The 18278-nt window shown below is 59.1% G+C and carries 18 protein-coding genes; 1 reads left to right on the plus strand and 17 read right to left on the minus strand.

The window, feature by feature from the left end; genetic code table 11:
* Nucleotides 1-69: 69 nt before the first annotated feature.
* The 9 genes from ileS to GE107_RS01835 all read right to left on the minus strand — a co-directional run bounded on the left by ileS (nt 70) and on the right by GE107_RS01835 (nt 9368).
* Nucleotides 70-3165, minus strand: coding sequence for an isoleucine--tRNA ligase (gene ileS / locus GE107_RS01795; protein WP_219637753.1), 3096 nt, complete (start codon nt 3163-3165; stop codon nt 70-72).
* A 651-nt stretch (nt 3166-3816) separates the two neighbouring features.
* Nucleotides 3817-5043, minus strand: coding sequence for an MFS transporter (locus tag GE107_RS01800; protein ID WP_370636211.1), 1227 nt, complete (start codon nt 5041-5043; stop codon nt 3817-3819).
* A 158-nt stretch (nt 5044-5201) separates the two neighbouring features.
* A complete protein-coding gene (locus tag GE107_RS01805; RefSeq protein WP_219637754.1) occupies nt 5202-5687 on the minus strand; it encodes a DivIVA domain-containing protein in 486 nt (161 codons plus the stop codon).
* Nucleotides 5688-5777: 90 nt separating this feature from the next.
* Entirely contained in the window at nt 5778-6563 is a 786-nt protein-coding gene (locus GE107_RS01810; RefSeq protein WP_219637755.1) for a YlmH family RNA-binding protein, read from the minus strand.
* Nucleotides 6564-6575: 12 nt separating this feature from the next.
* The gene (locus GE107_RS01815) at nt 6576-6845 is read right to left on the minus strand and encodes a YggT family protein (protein WP_219637756.1); all 270 of its coding nucleotides are present in this window, start codon (nt 6843-6845) and stop codon (nt 6576-6578) included.
* A 7-nt stretch (nt 6846-6852) separates the two neighbouring features.
* Nucleotides 6853-7311, minus strand: a complete 459-nt coding sequence (locus GE107_RS01820) for a cell division protein SepF (RefSeq protein ID WP_370636212.1) — start codon at nt 7309-7311, stop codon at nt 6853-6855.
* Nucleotides 7312-7496: 185 nt separating this feature from the next.
* Nucleotides 7497-8195 carry a YggS family pyridoxal phosphate-dependent enzyme gene (locus GE107_RS01825; RefSeq protein ID WP_219637757.1) on the minus strand — a complete coding sequence of 233 codons (699 nt, stop codon included), beginning with the start codon at nt 8193-8195 and terminating at the stop codon, nt 7497-7499.
* A gap of 7 nt (nt 8196-8202) precedes the next feature.
* Nucleotides 8203-9000 (minus strand): peptidoglycan editing factor PgeF, encoded by a 798-nt coding sequence (gene pgeF, locus GE107_RS01830; protein ID WP_219637758.1) that lies wholly within the window; start codon nt 8998-9000, stop codon nt 8203-8205.
* Nucleotides 9001-9092: 92 nt separating this feature from the next.
* A complete protein-coding gene (locus GE107_RS01835) occupies nt 9093-9368 on the minus strand; it encodes a YlmC/YmxH family sporulation protein (protein ID WP_219637759.1) in 276 nt (91 codons plus the stop codon).
* Between the two features lie 180 nt (nt 9369-9548).
* Here GE107_RS01835 and GE107_RS01840 point away from each other — a divergent pair, with 180 nt between their 5' ends.
* The gene (locus GE107_RS01840) at nt 9549-10343 is read left to right on the plus strand and encodes a hypothetical protein (RefSeq protein ID WP_219637760.1); all 795 of its coding nucleotides are present in this window, start codon (nt 9549-9551) and stop codon (nt 10341-10343) included.
* Nucleotides 10344-10517: 174 nt separating this feature from the next.
* On the opposite strand, the gene sigG is transcribed toward GE107_RS01840, so the two are convergent.
* From sigG to GE107_RS01880, 8 genes are all read right to left on the minus strand, one after another.
* The gene (sigG, locus tag GE107_RS01845) at nt 10518-11300 is read right to left on the minus strand and encodes an RNA polymerase sporulation sigma factor SigG (protein WP_219637761.1); all 783 of its coding nucleotides are present in this window, start codon (nt 11298-11300) and stop codon (nt 10518-10520) included.
* A gap of 99 nt (nt 11301-11399) precedes the next feature.
* The gene (gene sigE, locus GE107_RS01850; RefSeq protein WP_219637762.1) at nt 11400-12122 is read right to left on the minus strand and encodes an RNA polymerase sporulation sigma factor SigE; all 723 of its coding nucleotides are present in this window, start codon (nt 12120-12122) and stop codon (nt 11400-11402) included.
* 18 nt (nt 12123-12140) lie between these two features.
* Nucleotides 12141-13103: a sigma-E processing peptidase SpoIIGA gene (locus GE107_RS01855; RefSeq protein ID WP_219637763.1), complete on the minus strand. Its 963-nt coding sequence runs from the start codon at nt 13101-13103 to the stop codon at nt 12141-12143.
* A 708-nt stretch (nt 13104-13811) separates the two neighbouring features.
* The gene (locus GE107_RS01860) at nt 13812-14639 is read right to left on the minus strand and encodes a phosphoenolpyruvate hydrolase family protein (protein WP_219637764.1); all 828 of its coding nucleotides are present in this window, start codon (nt 14637-14639) and stop codon (nt 13812-13814) included.
* Between the two features lie 17 nt (nt 14640-14656).
* Entirely contained in the window at nt 14657-15907 is a 1251-nt protein-coding gene (locus tag GE107_RS01865) for a Tm-1-like ATP-binding domain-containing protein (protein ID WP_219637765.1), read from the minus strand.
* 20 nt (nt 15908-15927) lie between these two features.
* Nucleotides 15928-16284, minus strand: coding sequence for a cupin domain-containing protein (locus GE107_RS01870; protein ID WP_219637766.1), 357 nt, complete (start codon nt 16282-16284; stop codon nt 15928-15930).
* Nucleotides 16285-16324: 40 nt separating this feature from the next.
* Nucleotides 16325-17422 (minus strand): Gfo/Idh/MocA family protein, encoded by a 1098-nt coding sequence (locus GE107_RS01875; protein WP_219637767.1) that lies wholly within the window; start codon nt 17420-17422, stop codon nt 16325-16327.
* A gap of 16 nt (nt 17423-17438) precedes the next feature.
* Nucleotides 17439-18275 (minus strand): carbohydrate ABC transporter permease, encoded by an 837-nt coding sequence (locus tag GE107_RS01880; protein ID WP_219637768.1) that lies wholly within the window; start codon nt 18273-18275, stop codon nt 17439-17441.
* Nucleotides 18276-18278 lie beyond the last annotated feature (3 nt).

Below are 18278 nucleotides of genomic sequence, written 5' to 3' on the forward strand. Positions count from 1 at the left end.
GGCCGTTCTCCGGCGGACGGAGCTCGTTTTTCTCTCTTTGCCTATTCAGTTTGCGCCGAGACGCCGGGATTATCCCCCGGTGACGATCCGGATGCCGATCGTACGATCGCCCGCCTGCACGGGTTCCGTTTCTTCCGAACGGCCGAAGGAAAATTCGTTGACGAGTACGTTCTCCTTCAGCACGTGCGGGAACGCGCGAAGAGCGGCCTCCGTCTCGGCATCCACGTCCAATACCAAGTCTACGCGGAGCTCGATCGGCAAATTCATCTTTTTGCGGGTATCCTGCACCGCGCGGACCACTTCGCGGACGAGTCCCTCCTGCTCCAGCTCCGGCGTGATTTCCGTATTGAGAGCGACAGTCACGCCGCCTCCGGAAGCGGAAGCGAAGCCGGATTTGGCTTCTTTCTCCACGAGCAGTTCCTCCAGCGGCACCTCGAACGATTCGCCTTCCGGACTCGTGAACGAGAAAGCGCCGCGCCGCACGACGTCCCGCGATTCGTCCGCCGTCAGCGCCTTTAGCGCTTGCTGGATCGGGCCGACGTTTTTGCCGTATTTTTTGCCGCCGATTTTGAGGTTCAGCTTCAAGTGGAAGCGGACGAATCCGCTGTCGTCGGACACGAGCGAAATCCGCTTCACGTTGATCTCGTCCCGGATAATATCCTCGTAGCCGGCCAGATCGAAATCCCCGGAGAGCGAGACCAGCAATTCCGAAAGCGGCTGGCGGGTTTTGATGCCGGACTCGTTGCGGACGTTGCGGGCGAGTTCGACGACGGAGCGCACGGCCGCCATCTCGCGTTCCAACTCCCCGTCCATGGCCGAAGGGTCGGCCGTCGGGAAGTCCGCGAGATGGACGCTGCCTCCGCCTCCCAAATTGCCGTAGATGTCTTCCGCCACGAAAGGCGCGTACGGCGCAAGGAGCTGCGACAGCGTCAGCAGCGTTTCCCGCAGCGTCTGATAGGCGGCGATCTTGTCGTCCGTCAGCCCGCTGCCCCAGAAACGGTCGCGCGAACGGCGCACGTACCAGTTGGACAATTCATCCACGAAACCTTCAATCGCCTTCGCCGGGTTCAGGAAATCGTTGGCGTCCAAGCCTCTGCGGACTTCCGCGGCCAGCGTGTTCAGACGGGACAGGATCCAGCGGTCCAGCTTGCTGTCGGATACGCGTTTCGGATGCTCCTCCGCCCGGAATCCGTCGATGTCCGCGTACAGCGCATAGAACGCGTGCGTGTTGACTAGCGTGTCGATCACTTTGGACTTCGCTTCCGCCACGATCGTTTTGGAGAACCGTTTGCTGTTCCACGGCGCGCTGTCCGCGAGCAGCGCCCAGCGGAACGCGTCGGTGCCGAACTCTTCGATGATTTCCCACGGGTCGATGACGTTGCCCTTCGACTTGCTCATTTTCTGGCCGTTCTCGTCCAGCACGTGCCCCGTCGAAATGACCGATTTGTACGGCGCTTTGCCGTTATACAGCGTGGAGACGGCCAGCAGGCTGAAGAACCAGCCGCGCGTCTGGTCGATCCCTTCGCAGATGAAATCGGCCGGATATTGCTCCCGGAATTTGCTCTCGTCGCCGAACGGATGATGATATTGCGCGAAAGGCATCGAACCGCTGTCGAACCAGACGTCGATCACTTCCGGCGTCCGCTTCATCGTGCCTCCGCATTCGCACCGGAACGTCACGTCATCGACGTAAGGCTTGTGGAGCTCCAGATCTTCGGCTACCGTGCCGACAGCTAGAGAACGCATCTCCGCATGACTGTGCGGAGCCTTCTCCTTGCCGCAGCTTTCGCAAACCCAGACGTTCAGCGGCGTGCCCCAGTAGCGGTTGCGGCTGATGTTCCAATCGACGAGATCCTCGAGGAATTTGCCGAATCGTCCGTCGCGCAGATGTTCCGGGTACCAGGCGATCGTCTTGTTATTCGCGATCAGTTGGTCTTTCACGGCCGTCGTGCGGATGAACCAGCTCTCCGTCGCGTAGTAGAGCAGCGGCGATTTGCAGCGCCAGCAGAACGGATAGCTGTGCTCGTATTTCTCCTTATGGTACAGGAGTCCGCGCGCGGTCAAGCTCTTCACGATGTCGAGATCGCAATCCTTGACGAACCGGCCTGCGAAATCGGTCACTTCGTCGGTATACCGGCCCGCGTTGTTCACGACCATCAGCATCGGCAGGCCATGCTGGCGCGCCACGCGGTTGTCGTCCTCGCCGTGCGCCGGGGCAATGTGGACGATCCCCGTCCCGCTGGCATCGCTGACGTACTCGGCGTCGATGATGCGGAAGGCGCCCTCCAAATGGGCCGCGTAAGGAAATACCGGCTCATAAGTCAACCCGACCAGGTCGCGGCCGCGGACCGAACCCAGCGTCTCGTATTCGCCCTTCATCACTTTGTCCGCCAATGTCCCCGCCACGATGTACGTTTCGTCCCCCTGGCGGACGCGGACGTATTCGATGTCCGGGTGGACCGCAAGGCCGACGTTCGCCGGAAGCGTCCACGGCGTCGTCGTCCAGGCGAGCACGTATTCGCCGCTGCCTTGCAGGCGGAACTTGGCCGTCGCCGTCAAATCCTTGACGTCCTCGTAGCCTTGCGCGACTTCGTGGGAGCTGAGCGTCGTCTGGCAATCCGGGCAATACGGGCTGACCCGGTGCCCCCGGTACAGCAGTCCTTTGTCATGGATCGTCGCGAGAATGTGCCAGACGCTCTCGATATACTCGTTCTTCAGCGTAATGTATGGGTCGTCCAGATCGGTCCAATACGCGATCGCCTCGGTGAGCTCGCGCCATTGGCGTTCGTATTCGAAGACGCTCTCCTTGCACTTCTTCACGAACGGCTCGATGCCGTATTTCTCGATTTCCTGCTTGCCGGAGATGCCGAGCTGCTTCTCGACGCCGAGCTCGACCGGCAAGCCGTGCGTGTCCCAGCCCGCCTTGCGGATGACACGGTAGCCGGACATCGTTTTGTAGCGGCTGACGAAATCCTTGATCACGCGGCCCAGCACGTGCCCGATGTGGGGTTTGCCGTTCGCGGTCGGAGGACCCTCGTAGAATACGAAGTTCGGTTTGCCGTCCCGGTTGTCGATCGATTTCCGGAACGTATCCTCCCGATTCCACTGCTCCAGAATGCGGAGCTCGCGGGTTCTCGCTTTTTCTTTGACGTCGACTCGACGCATCGTTCATCATCCTTCCGTTTGGCGAAAATCAAGTAAAACGGCTACACCGTCCCATTCGGACGGTTAGACGTGTTATCGAGGTGATTCAGAAAAGCATCAAACTTCAATACTTTTATGAATCAAAAAAAAGCCCCATCCCTGTAAAGGGACGAGGCGCGCTCGCGGTACCACCCTTGTTCCGTCCCACCGCACGAGAAAGCGGCGGAGAGACGGCGCTTGCCGGCCGATTCGCGAATCGGCCCGCCCGGTAACGGCGGGCTTCCGGCTCCGTCTACTGATGCCCGCCGATTGGCGGCCACGTTCGAAGGGCGTCTCGGGGACGATCTTCGGCTGGGTCCGAACGTTGGCTCGCAGCGGCCGCCAACTCTCTGGGATCGGATTTCCGCGTACTGGTTCCCGTCTTCGACGTTAAACGCGTTTCAATATACTATTGTTATAAGGTTTGGCGCCGGCTTTGTCAAATCGGATATCGCGGTTCGCGCGATATCCCTCAATTGGCAATCTTGTTGCTGAAAAATGCCTCGAACCAATATGGCAGTACAGCGAAGTTATAACCCATAGACGTGGGGATCACGAGTAAGTGCTCTGCTTGCCCGATGGTTTGTTTGAATTTCCATCGGCTATTGCGAGCTGTACAACGGCGGAAGCGTCTTATCCTTCCAACGTATTTCCGGCAACGGGCTGCCGGACGTCCATGGAATGCCGTCTAGCCATCACCCAGGTCACCATCCCGCTTAAGACCGTTAGAAAGGAGAGCGCCAGCAAATAGGAGGAAATGCCGATCCAATCCAGACAAGCGCCGGTCGCCAGAAGCGCGAACTGGAACATGATCCGGTCCAGCATGCCTCGGAAGGAGAAAAATCGGCCTTGCGATTCTTTCGGCACCTTAATTTGGAAGAGTGTCGTCAACATCGGAAAGAAGAAGGCGACGGCGCAGCCGAACACGACGTAAGAGCCCAGCACCGCGACGCTGCTCTCGCTGAAGGACATTCCCGCGAAAGATACGGCGAACACGAACATGAACAGCGTGGAGCTCGTCACCAGGTTCCGCGCTCCGATCACGCGTTTCGCAAACAGGCCCGCGATTAAGATACTGGTGCCTTCCAGCGAATAGATCCAGCCCATCAGCTCCGGCTTGTGCTGGATTTCGCTGAACTTCAGGACAAGCAGATTGAAGCCGCCGAGAAACAACGTAATGACTCCGATGTTGATGAGCGCGATCAGGATGGACGGTTCCCTCCGGACCAGCGGAAACAATTCGGCGAACCGAATTTTCTCCCGCTTGTTCGAACTCGCGGACGGCACGGCTTGGGGAATCTTGAGCTGGGTCAGAAGCAGGAAGAGCATTGCGTATAAAACGAGCGACAGCGCGTACACCGTGTAGAGGTTCATCACGGATACCAATACGCCCGCGGCGGCGGTGCCGCCGATTCTCGCGATCGTCGAAACGTTGAAGAATACGCTGTTCGCCTTGAGCAGCTCGGAACCGGGCACGACGAAGGGCAGGGCCGCTTGGACGGTCGGCATGTAAACGGTGGCCGATACCTGCATGATCACGACCGACAACAGCATGAGCGCGACGGAACCGTACCACAAGGCCGCAAACATGACCACCGGCGCCAAACACCGCGCAAGTCCGGAGATCAGCATGATTTTTTTCTTGTCGTAGCGGTCGGCCCACACTCCGGCTTGCGGCGAAATCAGGACGCCGAGAAATAAACCGCACATCAGGATCAAGCTTTTGCCCAGATCGGACGGGACATGGCTTTTCAAAAATTGCAAGTTGGCCACGACGCTCGTCCATATTCCTCCGCCCTGGATGGCTTCCCCGATCATCATGACGAGGAATGACCGATTCCGGAATAACGAGTGATTCACGCTATCCACCCCATTCTTGGTATGAACCCGGGAACCCCGTAATCATAGCACGTACGTTCGCATAGGCCAATTCCATTCTCCCTAAAGTTTCAATAAAAAAGCTGTTTCGGCGCGGCGCTCCGCATCGAAACAGCTTTCGTTCCCTTCGCAATCTTCGTTTACGCTTCGATTTCCCGCGGCTCGCGGGTTTCGAGCGTTTCCCAGCCGTCCTTGCTCAGCAGGTCGAGCTGCGTCTCCACCAACGCCCGGAAACGGGCGCGGTAAATGGCCGCCTGCTTCTTCAGCTCCTCCACTTCGAGCGCGATTTTGCGCGACTTGGAGAGCGAGTCGTTGATGATGCGGTCGGCGTTCTTCTCCGCTTCCTTGACGATCAGCTGCGCTTCTTTCTTCGCGTTGTTCTTCAGTTCGTCCGCCGCTTCCTGGGCCACGATGATCGTTTTGCTGAGCGTCTCCTCGATGCTCGCAAAATGGCCCAGCTTCTCCTGGAGCGCCGAGACCTGGCTTTGCAGTTCTTTATTCTCGCGGATCATCGCCTCGTAGTCCTTGATGATCTGATCCAGGAACTCGTTGACTTCGTCTTCGTCATATCCCCGCAGCCGGCGGCTGAATTCTTTGTTATGGATGTCCAATGGCGACAATGGCATGGATTTGCCTCCTCGTTCGTAATTTCCGCTTAAGTCAATCCGTCTAATTGACTCAATTCGACGGGGGCGGCGAAAATCCTTCTGGCCATCCTACACAAATTTACCGATCCGGACACGGGTTCTGCCGCTTTTCGACACGCCTTCCACCTCAAGCACCTTGAACCGGCCGAAGCCTTTCATCGACACGACGTCCCCTGGACAGAGCGGCGCCCCCGGGTCCTCTTCGGTTTTCCAGTTGACCCGGCATCGTCCCGCCCGGATCGGTTCGACGATCTTGGTCCGGCTCAGCCGGAAGACGTCGCTCGCGATTCCGTCGAGGCGGAGAGACGCGACCGACACCGTCTGTTCTTCCAGCGCGGATTTCACTTCCCGCAAAGCCGGCAACGGGAGCAGGGAAACGGTGACGTCCACCCGGTGCGCCTGTTTCAGGTGCCCGATCAGGAAGTCGCCGATCTCCTCGGCGACAAGGGCGTGGCAGCCGTCTTCCCTCACATGAAGGTCCCCGATTTTGTCCCGTTTGATTCCGAGCCCCAGCAGGGCGCCGAGATAATCCCCGTGGTCGAGATCCGCGATACGCCGGTCGTCCGATGAAATCGCGAGAACGGCGATGCCCATGTCTTCCGCCTCGAGCGGTTTGTAATCCGGGGCGATGACGGCCCGCTTGCGCTCCGCGTCCGCGCTCCCTCCGTCCAAGCGGACGGCCGCGTCAGGATGACGGTTCGCGAGCGTAAATAAAATATGCGCCTGGCGGGGGTCGAGAAAATCGGTCCTCCTCGTCTCGTGACGTTCGGCGGCACGTTCGACCCATTCCCAGGCGCGGTCTACGAAAGCTTTCTCATCCGGATGGAAGTGTTCGTAAATGTCAAGGCGCGGCATTCGGCGTCATCCTTATCGAGTGAAAAATCCGACGATCGCTTTCAAGCCCAGCGCTACGAAGTTCAGGGCCAAGAGCGCAATGATCGGCGAGATGTCCAGCACGCCCCCGAGCGGCGGGATCAAACGGCGGAAAGGCCGCAAATACGGTTCGACAAGCTTGCCGAGAAATTCGCCCACGAAGCTTTCGCGAACGGCAGGCAGCCACGACATCAAGACATAAATCAAAACCATGTAGAAGTAAACCTGGTAGAGCAAATCAATGAAATCTGTAACGTCATTCAATCCGGAGTCACCTCATTTTCGAATATTCGGCTTCCTCCGAAAGCATTTCCGTGATGGTGCCCGATACTTCCACGGAGTCCGGAGTGCATAAGAATATGTCGGGCCCAAGCTTGGATATATGACCGCCCAGCGCATATACGGTTCCGCTGAGGAAATCAACGATCCTTATCGCCTGCTCGCGGCGGATTCTCTGCAGGTTGACCACGACGGAGCGGCGGCTTTTGAGATGGTCGGCGATTTCCTGGGCCTCTTCGTAGGTTCTCGGTTCGGTGAGCACCATACGGGCGGCTTTCTGGGAATGAATGCTGACCACGTTGGCCTTCCCTCCAATTTTACGCGTTTCGAAAGGGGAAGTTTCATATTCCTGATCTTCGTTCGCGTTCTGGTTCTGGCGCTCGCGTTCCCGCTCGATTTCCTCTTCCTCCTGCAAGCCGAAATAATGCAAGAAGCGGTTCATGACTCCCACGGTTATCCCTCCTTTAATAGGGAGTTTGACGGAGTCAAACTCTCTCCTCTTCGGGAGTTTGACGGAGTCAAACTCTCTCCTCTTCGGGAGTTTGACGGAATCAAACTCTCTCCTCTTCGGGAGTTTGACGGAGTCAAACTCCCGTCCTCGTGAATGTCCGACCCCGCAGCTCCCGGGGGAACGGATCAGTGCGCCCCCAAATCTTCTTTCCCGACGAGGACGGTTCCCAATCGCACCCAAGTGGCGCCTTCTTCCACGGCCACTTCGAAATCGTTCGACATGCCCATCGACAGCTCCGTCAGCGGAGCTTCGGCCAGCGCCGCCCGGTTCAGTTCGTCCCGAAGTTCCCTGAGGCCCCGGAAAACGGGCCGGGTGCGCTCCGGTTCGTCGTCGAAGGGCGCCATCGTCATCAGCCCGACCGGCTTGACGGCGGCGAGCGGCTTCAATTGCCGGATCAAATCGGGCACCTGCTCCGGCGAGAGTCCGTGCTTGCTCTCTTCGCCGGAAACGTTCACTTGGATCAGGCACGGCACGACGATTCCAAGTGCCTGGGCTTTCTTGTGGATCGCTTCGGCCAAGGAAATCCGGTCCAGCGAATGAATGTAGTCGAAACGTCCGACGACGTCCTTCACCTTATTGGTCTGCAGGGTTCCTATGTAATGAAATACGGCTTGTCCCTTCAGCGCTTCCCATTTGTCCCTGGCATCGGGCCAGCGGTTCTCCCCGATATGGCGCACTCCCGCTCTCACGGCCGCGGAAGCGGTCTCGGTCTTGACGTATTTCGTTACGGCAATCACCGTCAAATCTTCCCGCTTGCGCCCGGCTCGGGCGCAAGCGGCCGCGAGCCGGGTCTCTACGTCCCGCAGCCGGCTGTCCAGCGTCACGGCTCGCTCACCTCGTTTTCCTGCCCAACCAGCTCATCATGCGGCCGGTTTTCCCGTTCTCCGCCCGATGGGAGAAGAAAAGGTCCGTCCGGCAGCCCGTGCACCATGTTGACATTTCGATGCGGCTCGGCAATATTCCTGCTTTTATCATAAGGTGTCGGTTTAATTCTTTCAAGTCGAGCCTTGCCCGGCCGTTCTCCGTTACATCGAGCATGCGGCTGCCGCCCTCGATCTGCGTCACTCTGCCGATTACCGCTTCGTCCACTTCGTAGCAGCAAGGGCCGATCGAAGGACCGATCGCGCTCCGGAGATCGGCCGGATTCGTGCCGTATTGCTCCGCCATGCGGCGTACGGTATGGCCCGCGATGTCCGCGACGGTCCCCTTCCAACCGGCGTGCGCGAGGCCGATGGCTCCCGTGACGGGATCCAGAAAATACAGCGGAACGCAATCCGCGAAAAATTGCACGAGCATAATGCCGGGCTCGTCCGTGATCAGCGCGTCGGAATCCGCGATGGCGGACATGCGGTCCAGCCGTCCTCTCCCCGCATCTTCTTTGCGGACCGTATAAACGTGATGGCCATGTACCTGCTCGCCGCACGTAAAAGCCGCGAAATCCCATCCGAGCATTTCTGCGACGGCTTGCCGTCTCGTCGCCACGGCATCGGCGTCGTCCCCCACGTGAAGCGCCGTGTTCCCCGCTTGACGCGTCGTAAATCCCGCCGATATGCCGTCGTACCGCTTCCAATCCCTCAGCTCGAGAAAGGGGGTCTCCCCGGCCTCGCCCATAGGCGCAAACGGTTCCATTCCGCTTCACCTCCGCCCCCAGTGTACCATACCGGCGGCAGCTTCCGAAATGGAACGGCGGCCTATTTCATCGCCGGCCGAACTCGCGGATTTCAGCGGTTTGCCGCTTCGTTGTCCTCGGCCCGGTGCGGCTTCGCGTCGTCCAGGCGGACGAGCACCACGTCCGCTCCGATTTTGACGATGTTGCGCCACGGAATCACGACCTCGTTGCCCCCTCCAAGCATGCCGAAGAACCGGGTCGCGGCGGGCACGACGATCGAATCGATCCTCCCTTGCCGCAAATCCAGCTCCAAATCGCTGATTTGGCCCAGTTTCTTGCCGTCCACGATATTGATGACGTCCTTCGTCTGGAAATCGGATATTTTCACCCCGGGCGCCCCTTTCCTTCCGCGACTGCCTATCCTTATTTATATGAGCCGGGCCCGGAAAAAGTGTATCGGAAAGCGGCGGAAATGTTCTTTTCCCATTGGGCACGAGGATCGCGTAACCATTGGACATCGTATTTCGTCTATTCATGGGAAAAATGCGGAATGGAGCGTGAGTGTGCCATGGCGAATCGGACAAGGCAGCACCTAGGGCTGCTCGCCGCGGCCGTCCTTCTCTTGGCGGCTGCTTGCGGGAAAGACGGCCGGGTGCCCGAGGAAGCGGCGCCTGTCCGCTCGGCATCTCTTGCGGGTGAGTCCGAGTCGAAAGACGCGGGCCTTTCCGGAGTGCCGTCGGAACGGGCAACAAACGAACCGGTTCTGATCGCGGAAGGAACCGCGGAGCGTCCGGTCAACGGAGAGAGAGTAACGGTTCGCGTATGGATGGCAGGCGGCAAAGAAGTCACCGACCCTAGCCCTGGCCCAAGCGAAGGAACATTTCTACAAGGCAGATTTGAAGCGACGGCAGCCGGAGCAGACGGTACGGAATGGACCCGCTTCGGACTGAACGACGCCTTTGACGGCGAGGACATGAGCTTCCGCAAGGATTCGCCGTTTCCGATCTTCTTCGACGATTACAACGAGGATGGGAATCCGGATTTCACGATCGCCCAGTGGGGCGGCAGCAACGGGAATTTCTACGCGATGCTGTCGATCGGGCCGGACGGTATTTACCTCCTTGACCGGAATCTGTATTCTGCCGATCATCGCAGTTCCATCCGGTATCGCAAAGCCGGGCACCGTGCATTTATCAACGTTTATTACGACCAGGAAAAGGGGTACATGGATGTTGTCCATCGCTGGAAGGACGGTGCGTTCGTTCCGGATGCGCCGATCCAAGCCAAGAAAGTCCGTCCGGCTGGAATGGAGGACGGTGAACAGATGGAGACGCCGTCCCGAGCCGAATCACCAGCCGGGTGAATTGGGGACACGATTCCCGCCGATGGGGCGTAGGACGTGACTCTCGTGAACCAAGTAAAACCCGCGCCGACCTTTTCGGACGGATAGACGTTTTGTCGGAGGTGATTCAGAAAAGGATGTCGGATTTTATGCTTTCTAAATGACGCAAAAGAGCGGGCCACCCGGCCCGCCGTTTCATGACTTCACGTGTTTTTGCATTTGCTGGATCGCCGATTTCTCGAGCCTGGACACCTGTGCCTGCGAAATGCCGATTTCGTCGGCTACTTCCATCTGCGTTTTCCCTTCGAAAAACCGCATCGAGAGAATCATTTTCTCCCGGTCGTTCAGCTTGCGCATCGCTTCCCGAAGGGCGATCTCCTCGATCCATTGGATGTCCTTGTTCCGTTCGTCGCTGATCTGGTCCATGACGTAAATCGGATCGCCGCCATCGTGGTAAATCGGTTCGAACAACGAGACCGGATCCTGGATCGCGTCCAGCGCGAATACGATGTCTTCCTTCGGAACGCCCAGCACCTCGGAGATTTCCAAGATCGTCGGTTCCCTCGCGTGCTGGTTCGTCAGCTGGTCCCGGACTTGCAGCGCCTTATAGGCGATATCCCGCAGGCTGCGGGAAACCCGGATCGGATTGTTGTCACGCAAATAACGCCTGATTTCCCCGATGATCATCGGAACGGCGTAGGTGGAAAACCGGACGTTCTGGCCCAGATCGAAATTGTCGATGGCCTTCATGAGTCCGATGCAGCCGACCTGGAACAGATCGTCCACGTACTCGCCGCGGTTGTTGAACCGCTGGATCACGCTGAGGACCAGGCGCAAATTTCCGTTGACCAGCTTTTCCCGGGCTTCCCATTCTCCGCGGGTTTGCAGAGCGAGAAACAGTTCCCTCATTTCGGCGTTGGTCAGGACAGGCAGCTTTGAGGTGTCCACTCCACAAATCTCCACTTTGTTGCGGGTCAATGGCCATTCCTCCCGGGAGCAAACGTTACTGTAAAGTATCTCCGGGGAGGGGCTTTTTATTCCAGAACCTGACACGCGAAACGGAACGTTCGGCGCCGGTCACACCATTTTGTTGAACTCTTTGCGGAGCCGTTTAATGATGCGTTTTTCCAGCCTCGAAATGTAAGATTGCGAAATGCCGAGCAAATCGGCGACGTCCTTCTGCGTCTTCTCTTCCCCGTCGGCGAGGCCGAAGCGCAGCTCCATGATCGTCCTCTCCCGCTCGCTCAGCTTGTCGAGAGCCTTGTGCAGCAGCTTCCGGTCGACCTGCTCCTCGATATTCCGGTAGATCGTGTCGTTCTCCGTTCCGAGTACGTCCGACAGGAGCAGCTCGTTGCCGTCCCAGTCGATGTTGAGCGGCTCGTCGAACGACACTTCCGTCCTCGTCTTGCTGTTGCGGCGCAAATACATCAGAATCTCGTTCTCGATGCAGCGGGACGCATAGGTCGCCAGCTTGATTTTCTTTTCGGGATCGAACGTGTTGACGGCTTTGATCAGCCCGATGGCCCCGATCGAAACCAAATCCTCGATATGGATGCCCGTGTTTTCGAATTTGCGCGCGATATACACGACCAGGCGCAAATTTCTTTCGATCAGCATCGCGCGGATCGCGGCGTCTCCCGAAGAAAGCCGCTCCAGAAGATACTCCTCTTCCTCCCGGCTGAGAGGCGGAGGAAGCGCCTCGCTTCCTCCGATGTAATACACTTCCTCGCTCTTCCATCCCAACCATAACAACAGGCGGTAAAGCGACAATTGGGATATCAGCTTCCATTTGACGAGCATGGGCGGCATAACCTCCTGTCAGGCGGGCTGGGATGGGGCCGGCTTGGCGGCCCCGTTAGCAATCATGTCCGGGTGCAGGATCGCCCGGTAAGCGCCGTCGGGTGACAATGTGCCGCCGTCGAGACCGATCAGCAGCCGTTGAACGTGCAGCGGGGGATGTCCTTCCCGGCTCAACTGGACGCCGTCCGGTTTGAGCGCCAGCATCAAGCGGGTACTGCCGCCAACTCCCCGGTAAGGAACGAACCGAAGCCTGCCGATCCACGGAAATACGCCCGCTTCCGCTTCGTCCAGTTCGGCGGCGAGCCGGTCCGCGGGTTCCTGCTGCAGGCGTTCGCTCCAACCGGGCGGCAGCTTTTCCTTCCATACGGAGGCTTCCATGATCATCACCGGAATCCGGCTGATCGGATCGTAAAGCCGGTTTCCCGTATCCAGCAACGCGGGAATTTCCCATGTCTCTCCGTCCACCCGGACCTCGGCCTTCCACAGCAGAGCGTCCGTATCGGCTTGTCTCCTCCGGCTTTCCGACGCTCCATGGAACAGCCATATCGACAAAGCGAACGCAACCGCGAACAATCCGAGCTGCAAACGCCAATCGAGCACGAGGCCGCCGTCCGGGGTAAATGACATGCCGCTCCACGGGGTGCCGGCGGAACGCAGCAGCGTGCCGAGTCCGATGACGCCGCCCAACGTGACGAAATTGACCGCATAAAAAACGCCGAACGTCCGAATGAACGCGAGCGGGTTCCCGTATCCGAAGGAAAGAAGCACCATCAGAACCGAGACGAGCAATTTGGCGCCAAGCGAATACATATACGGAACGTCCGCCCAGAACAGGGCGGCGGCGTAAGCGGCTCCCAGCATGGCGGCGGAGACGACCCGCCATCTTCTCGGACGAAGGCGTCTGGCTTTGGCGGTGGCCAGGAGAACCGTTCCGTCGACAGCCAGGTTCGTGAGGAAGACGAGATCCACGTAGACAATCATGAACCCCCACCCTTTGTCCCCGATTCGGGAAGTACAAGCATGGCGCATACCTTCGTACGTCGGGCCGGGATGGAATTGAACCCAGTATAATCGCTTTCCCGGCCGATGTCTGTCAAACCTTGCCAGCCGATCCGGGGCTTATTTTGTAAGAAAAGGGCAATCAGCGTCCCCCTGCGCAAGGCGTTCGCGAAAAGTAGCAAAGCATGCACGACGGTGGGAAACGGATGCGGAATAGGGGATGTATATGCGGAAAGGTGGAAGGAAAGTACGGAAAATGGAGGTAGAATCTGAGGCGATTGCTCGAACGAAAGGTCTTTCGGTTGCAACCAGCACCGTCCGGAACGTTCGAAGCGCGTAATCCATTCATGAACAAGATAGACCGCTTGTGCGGTCCTGCTTTCTCAACATCCTTCGTAGTCGGGGATTTCGCAGAAATAACGTCTCCGGAAGTCACTACAGCGCTCGTAGTCCGGGATTTCGCAGAAATAACGTCTCCGGAAGTCACTACAGCCTTCGCAGCTCCGCAAGACACAACGATAAGTCGCAAAATCCGCTTCGCAAGACGAGCAGAACAGGAACGGGAGCGCCAGAACCGTAAACGGATCCCCCTCCCGCTTCCCCAAAACCGCTCCCCGGAAACTTATTAACTCGAATATGTCGAAAAACCGGACAGGATGATTCCCGTCCGGCCGCTGCATTCTTCCGTCGTCAAAGCGGTATTCCCTTAAACTCCCTCACCTGGTCTCGGATCCCGATTTCCACCGGCAGCCGCTCAATACTGGAGGCCCCGAAAAATCCGGCCACGCCCCGGGTGCGCGCCAAGACGTAACGCGCATCCTCCGGCTCCGAGATCGGTCCGCCGTGGCAGATGACGATCACGTCCGGATTCACGGCCTTGCCCGCGTCGTGAATCCGCTGCACGAGGTCGACCGACTCTTCCAGGGAGATCGCGGTGCCCGCCCCGATCGTACCCTTGGTCGTCAGCCCGACGTGAGCGACCAGCACGTCCGCGCCCGCCGCCGCCATTTTGCGCGCATCGTCCTCATTGAACACGTAAGGCGTCGTGAGCAGATCCAGCTCGTGCGCCTTGCGGATCATGTCCACTTCCAGGTCGTAGCCCATCCCGGTCTCTTCGAGATTTTGCCGGAAAACGCCGTCGCACAGCCCAACCGTCGGGAAATTCTGCACCCCGGAAAATCCCATCCTGCGCAAATCCGCCAGGAACACGTCCATCACCCGGAACGGGTCGGTCCCGCATACGCCCGCGAGCACCGGAGTGTCGCGGACGAGAGGCAGCACCTCCCCTCCCATCTCGACGACGATCCGGTTCGCATCCCCGTAAGGCATGAGACCGGCCAGCGAGCCGCGCCCCGCCATGCGGAACTTCCCGGAATTGTAAATGATGATGAGGTCCGCCCCGCCGGCTTCCGCGCTCTTGGCCGACAGGCCGGTTCCCGCTCCCGCGCCCACGATCGCTTGGCCGGATGCGATTTGCGCACGCAGCCTGCGAACGATTTCTTGCCGCGATATCGCCATGTTTTCTCTCCTCTCCTTCACAACGGCACGTCCGCCTGCCCGCGGAACAGCCCTATAAATTGCTCCGCGATCAAATCCGCGGTTTGCGGATCGTTCAAATCCTTATCCGCTACGATGAGCGGGATGTCCGGCCGCAGCGCGGACCGGATTCCTTCCAATAGTGCCGCCCGCTCGGCCGGGCCGTTGAACGGCTTGCCCGCCATGTCGAGGAGGGAGACTCCGCCTGCCGGAAACACGACGGCCATGCGTCCTTCGCCCGCGTTCAGCTTCTCCGCCAGCAGCCGGCCCAGCCGCGAATTTTCCTCTGCCGTCGTCCTCATCAAGGTCGTCGTCGGATTGTGCCTGTAGAAGAGACGACCTTCAAACTTCTCCGGCACGGTCTCGGGCGGGCCGAAATTGACCATGTCCATCGCGCCGACCGAGACGACTTGGGGAAGCCCTTTCGAACCGGCCGCTTCAAGACGCGCAGGACCGGCGCTGAAGATCCCTCCCACCAGTTCGTCGGCGAGCTCGGTCGTCGTCACGTCGACGACGCCTTCAAGAAATCCGCTGCGCACCAGCTCTTCCATTGCCATACCGCCGGTACCGGTCGCGTGGAACACCAGCAGCTCGAAGCCTTCCGCCTCCAGCCTCTCTTTGATCCTCATGACGCAGGGCGTCGTGACTCCGAACATCGTCATGCCGACCATACGCCGGCCTTCTTCTCCGGCAACCCCATCACCGGTCTTTCCGGCGCGTTTCCCGCCCTCCATCATACCCGCAAGCGCGAACGCGCCGTTGCGCAGAATCCGCGCGGACAGTCGGTTAAGCCCCGCGATATCGGCGACCGAATACATCATCGCCACGTCTTTGACGCCGACGTAGGGCCGCGTATTCCCGGAAGCCACCGTCGAGACGAGCAGTTTCGGCACGCCGATCGGCACCGCCTGCATGGCTGCGGCTCCGACCGTCGTTCCCGCCGTGCCGCCCATACCGAACACGCCGCCGACCTCTCCCGCCTGCAGCAAACGCTTCACGACATGTCCGATCCCGGCCGTCATCGCGGCTACCGCGGCTCCGCGGTCTCCGGCCTTACGAAGCGCCGCCAAATCCGCTCCGCCTGCCGCTGCTACTTCTTCGCTCTTCACATCGGGCGGAAACAGCGGTCCGCCCAACACGCCGGTGTCTATCGTCAGCGTCCGCACGCCCGCCTCATGCAAGCAATCGCGCACGTAGCGGAACTCTTCGCCCTTCGTATCCAGGGCGCCCACCAGAATGGCTTTGCTCATTCCCGGCCCCTCCTCGTCGTCTATTCCCCTACCGTCTGCCGGTCCGGAGCCGAATAAACGATGATCATCCGGCACGGCTCCCAACTCGTCGCAGTCGCGTTATGGGGCACGCCCCTCGGAATCCGCAGCATCATCCCCGGCTCCAAATGAAAGCTCTCGTCTCCAAGCGTATGATCGCATTCGCCCGAGAGAACGAAGATATACTCTTCGCAATTGGGGTGGTAATGCCGCGGATTCGATACGCCCGCATTCACGTACACCATGCCGAACGTCATCTCGCACTCCGGATCGATCTCCTGCCCGCACAGCCATTGAATCTTTCCCCAGTCCAAATTCAGCACGCGCTCTTGCTTCCTCAAATCCCCGATCGTCGCCATATGCGTTTCTAACTCCCTTCCCTTCAACTTTGGAATCCGGCTAGGCGTTCAGCACGGCCGCATGCCCGGGGGGCAACGTCCGCAGAGCTTCGAACAGCTTCAATATTTCCAATGAAGCTTCCAAGCCGCCTTTGACCGGCGCGCGACCCTCCAGCACGCTCTCGCAGAAGTGCAGCACTTCCTGCACGTAACCCAAGTAAAAGATATTTTTGTTCATCAGCTGGCCCAGCGAAAATTCGGGCTCCCAATACAGAGGCGCGGCCTCGTCGGGCACAAGGTAGCTGGCCGCTCTCCCGTAGGCGGGCCGTGCCGCCTTGCGGTAGTAAGTCACTTTCACGCCGTTCTCGACGACGACATTGCAGCCTTCTCCGACGACTTCCAGCCGTTCCAGGGGGCTGCTGCCCGCGATGCCGGCTGCGAAATGGACCGCCCCCGCAACGCCCGAAACGAATCGGACCGCAAGCGCGCTTCCGCCGTTCACGGGTTCCCAGTCGTAGCTGAACCGTTCGATTTTCCCGAAGAGGTAATAAAGAATCGAAGCGGGATGGAAGATGTGGTCCAGCAAATCCTCCACCTGCCGCAAATCCTGCCGCCTCTCCAACTCCGGCATCGTCATCGGATACCGCAAATAAAACGATGCGGGCCGGCCGAACTCCGGAGCATGGATGATTTCGTGCACCTTCTCCACGGAAGGGAAGAAGATTTTCTTCGTGCCGGTCATCACATAACGCTGCGCAGCGCGGCTTAGCGCCATCAGCTCGGCGATCTCCTTCGTGCTCGCGGCCGTCGGCTTCTCCATCCAGACGTGAACGCCCGCCCTCAGCGCTTCGCGGGCGATGGCCGTCGCCTGCACGCGGCCGTCCGGCTCGTACGCCGTGACGATGAACACCGCATCGAGCGTTTCTTTGTCCAGCATCTCCCGGTAATCCGAGTAGCTGCGTTCCGCCCCGAATTGCTTGGCGTAGACGGCCGCCCTGTCCTTGTTCACGTCGCATACCGCGACAAGCTCCACCGGCGCGTATTGAAACGTGGGGTAAACGTTCCGATAGGAATGTCCTCCCGCGCCGATGAACCCGACTCTCAACTTGCGTTCGTATTCGAAATTGTAGGTGATCAGTCCGCTGCCGGTACCGTTCATGCCCGTAACCTCCCTATTACCCTTTAACCCCCGACATCATGACGCCGCGGACGTAGTATTTTTGCAGGAACAGAAAAACCGTCAAAATCGGAAGCGAGCTGGCCGAAGCGGCCGCGACGATTTTCCCCCAATGCTTTTCTTGATCGGAAGTATAGGAGGAAATGACCGCCTGGACGACCTGCTTCGTGTCGTCGCTGATAATGATGAGCGGCCAGAGCAAGGAATCCCACTGGTGCGTGAACGTGATAATGCCCAGCGTGATCAAGGCCGGCACGGCGCCCGGCAGCACGATCCTCGTATAGATCCGCAGCCAGGACGAGCCGTCGATGCGGGCCGCGTCCAGGATGTCCCGGGGGATATCCGCGAAAAACTGCGTCAGCATGAAGATGCCGAATACCCACACGATGGAGGGCATAATCAGGCCTGCGAACGTGTTCAGCGCATGCATGTCCCGGATGATCAAATATTGCGGCACCATGACGACTTCCGGCGGGATCGCCAGCGTGGAGAGAAACACGACGAGCACCAGCCTTTTAAACGGAAACCTCAGCTTCGCGAACGCGAACGCCGCGGCCGAGTTGATCAGCAGCCCCGCCGCCGTAACCGTTCCCGCCATGATAAACGTGTTGATCATGTAGCGGGTGAACGGCTTCTCCGGATCGAGGAAGATGTCCTTGAAATTGGCCAGCGTCCAGTCGACCGGCAGGAACACCTTCCAGCTCAGCTCCGTGTACCGGAACATTTCCGACTCCGCCCGCAGCGAGCTCATGAACATCCAGTAAATCGGAAACAGCGTAACGACGGCGATAACCGAGAGCGCAGCGTAATGAACCGAATGCCGCAATACGCGCATGCG

The sequence above is a fragment of the Cohnella sp. CFH 77786 genome (genome assembly GCF_019400745.1).
Lineage (GTDB): Bacteria > Bacillota > Bacilli > Paenibacillales > Paenibacillaceae > Cohnella.